The 2,311-nt window shown below is 73.4% G+C and carries 2 protein-coding genes and 1 pseudogene; all 3 read right to left on the bottom strand.

Annotated elements, in window-relative coordinates; all coding sequences use genetic code 11:
- Positions 1–393: pseudogene (locus tag FNQ90_RS20090) on the bottom strand (dipeptide epimerase); the annotation flags it as partial.
- Entirely contained in the window at positions 390–1,475 is a 1,086-nt protein-coding gene (locus FNQ90_RS20095) for a PLP-dependent cysteine synthase family protein (protein ID WP_323380091.1), read from the bottom strand. The gene FNQ90_RS20095 and the pseudogene FNQ90_RS20090, both read right to left, overlap by 4 nt.
- Positions 1,472–2,299: a Rossmann-like domain-containing protein gene (locus FNQ90_RS20100; RefSeq protein WP_228471426.1), complete on the bottom strand. Its 828-nt coding sequence runs from the start codon at positions 2,297–2,299 to the stop codon at positions 1,472–1,474. The genes FNQ90_RS20095 and FNQ90_RS20100 overlap by 4 nt, the downstream gene beginning before the upstream one ends.
- Positions 2,300–2,311: the final 12 nt, after the last annotated feature.

Here is a 2,311-nt window from a genome sequence, read left to right on the forward strand (position 1 = left end):
GGAGGGCGGTGGGCCGGCGGGGTCGGAGCCCGACAGGAGGCGGTGGACGGGGCGGCCCTCGATCTTTCCGCGCAGGTCCAGCAGTGCGGCGTCAACGGCCGCCAGGACCCCGGCGGGAACGTCCGGTGGCAGGGCGAGGTCCGCCCCGGGGTCCACCGGGCCGGAGAGCGGGTCGGGGTGGCGGGCCAGTGCGGGCGCGACGTGTTCCATCAGGTCCCGTCGGGCCCGCCGCGCGGTGGTGGCCAGGTGGGTCGAGGCCACCACCTCGCCGTGACCGGTGACCCCCTCGTGTTCGATGGACACCCATACCGCGTCCCGTCGGGTCATCACCGACCGGGAGATGCGCAGTGGCGTGGCCAGGTCGAGGGAGACGGTGCGAACGGTCGATCTCACGACACGCCCCTCTCGGAGCCGACGAGTGGGTCGACGACGGTGCGACAACGGGTCCAGCCGGTGGCCTCCACCGCCCCGGGATGGGGAATCTCGAGAGGGCGGTCGCGGGGCGGTTCACCGGTGCCGATCCCGTTTCGCAGGCAGTGGTCCTCGTCGTAGAGGGTGCTCACGTAGCGCTCGGGGCCGTCGGGGAAGACGGTGGCAACCACCGCCCCCGGGTTGGTGCGTGCGGCCCAGGCGGCCACCAGCGCCACCGCGCCGGTGCTCCAGCCGCCGCTGACGAAGCAGCCCCGGGCGAGGCGGCGGCAGGTGTCGACGGCCTCGGACGGACCGACCCAGTGCACCTCGTCGAAGATCTCGTGGCGGACGTTGCGCGGGTGGATGCTGCTTCCCAGTCCGCGCATCGGACGGGGGCGGGCCGGCTGGCCGAAGATGGTCGAACCCACCGAGTCCACGCCGATGACCCTCAGTCGGGGCCAACGGCGGCGCAGCGGGACCGCGATGCCGGCGCTGTGGCCGCCGGTTCCGACGCTGCACACCAGGATGTCCAGGTGGTCCAGCGCGTCGGTGATCTCGTCGGCCATCGCGGCGTATCCGGCCGCGTTGTCGGGGTTGTTGTACTGGTCGGGCCAGTAGGCGTCGGGCAGTTCCGCCAGCAGGGCGCGCAGCCGGGTGATGCGGGCGGCCTGCCATCCACCGTGCGGGGCGGGGTGGTCCACCAGTTCCAGGCGGACGCCGTGGGCGCGGAGCAACCCCCTGATCGAGGGTTCCAGTTCGATGTCACCGACCAGGACGACGGGATGGCCGAGTGCCTGTCCCGCGAAGGCGAGTCCGATGCCGAGGGTGCCGGAGGTGGATTCCACCACGGGCGCTCCCGGGCGCAGTTCGCCGCGGCGTCGGGCCCCGGTCAGCATCGCCACCGCGGCGCGGGCCTTCATGCCGCCCACTCCCCGGGACTCCAGCTTCGCCCAGAAGCCGGGGTGGGAATGAGGAAGGGGGATGGCGATACGGGCCATCGGGGTGTGCCCGAGCAGGGCCAGGAGTTCGGGGGCCGCGGGACGTTCGGTGACGAGAGCGGTCACGGGTGCTCCTCCGATCCGGAGTCCGACCGGTGCACCGCCCCGGCCCGTTCCCGGTACAGGTGCAGCGTCCCGGGGCCGCCGTCGAGCCAGAAGAAGGGGTAGGGCTCGGCGGAGACGGCGGTGACACCGGAACCGAGCAGCCGGGGCACGACGGCGCTGCCGGTCTGGGCGAACACGACCAGGGGTTTTCCGGTGGCGAGGGCGTGTTCTCTCAGGGGTTCGAAGGTGCCGTTGCCCAGTGTCATGCCGGAGACCAACAGCGCGTCACAGTCCTGTAGTTCGGCGTGCGCGTCGGTGCGGATGGGTTCGCCCCACTCGGTGGTGCCGCCCTTGAGGTCGCAGGGCACGTGGTCCACTCCCCGCTCGCGGAGGCGTTCCAGCAGGGAGTTGACCACTCCCACGACGAGGACCCGCCGCGCCGCGGGATCGCGGGGCAGGAGATCCACGACGGCCCGGGCACGGGCCCGGGATTTCTCCAGGCTGTTCCCGGCGGGGAGTGGGTGGGGCACGGCACCGTTGGCCGCCGTGTGCGGCAACACCCGGCCGAGGTAGGCGTCCAGGGCGGCGATCCGCACCGGGGGGAGGGGGTGGCACAGCAGGTCGGTGACGGTCGCCCCGACGCACTCGTCGACCGCGCCGGCGGGCAGGGATCCGGGCTCGACCGCGCAGGAACCGACCGCGGCCCCGAGCCGCAGGCCGAGCACCTCGTTGCGGTAACCGGTGGACCGCCCCCGGTGCCGGACGGCCTGGGTGGTGACGAAGGCCAGGGAGACGTGCTGCTCGCGGGGGTCGGGCCCGAAGTCGCCGTCGAGTACGCCGCGCAGGAGGGCGGGGAC

Source organism: Streptomyces alkaliphilus (assembly GCF_014141535.1).
In the GTDB taxonomy this organism is placed as follows: Bacteria; Actinomycetota; Actinomycetes; order Streptomycetales; family Streptomycetaceae; genus Streptomyces; species Streptomyces alkaliphilus.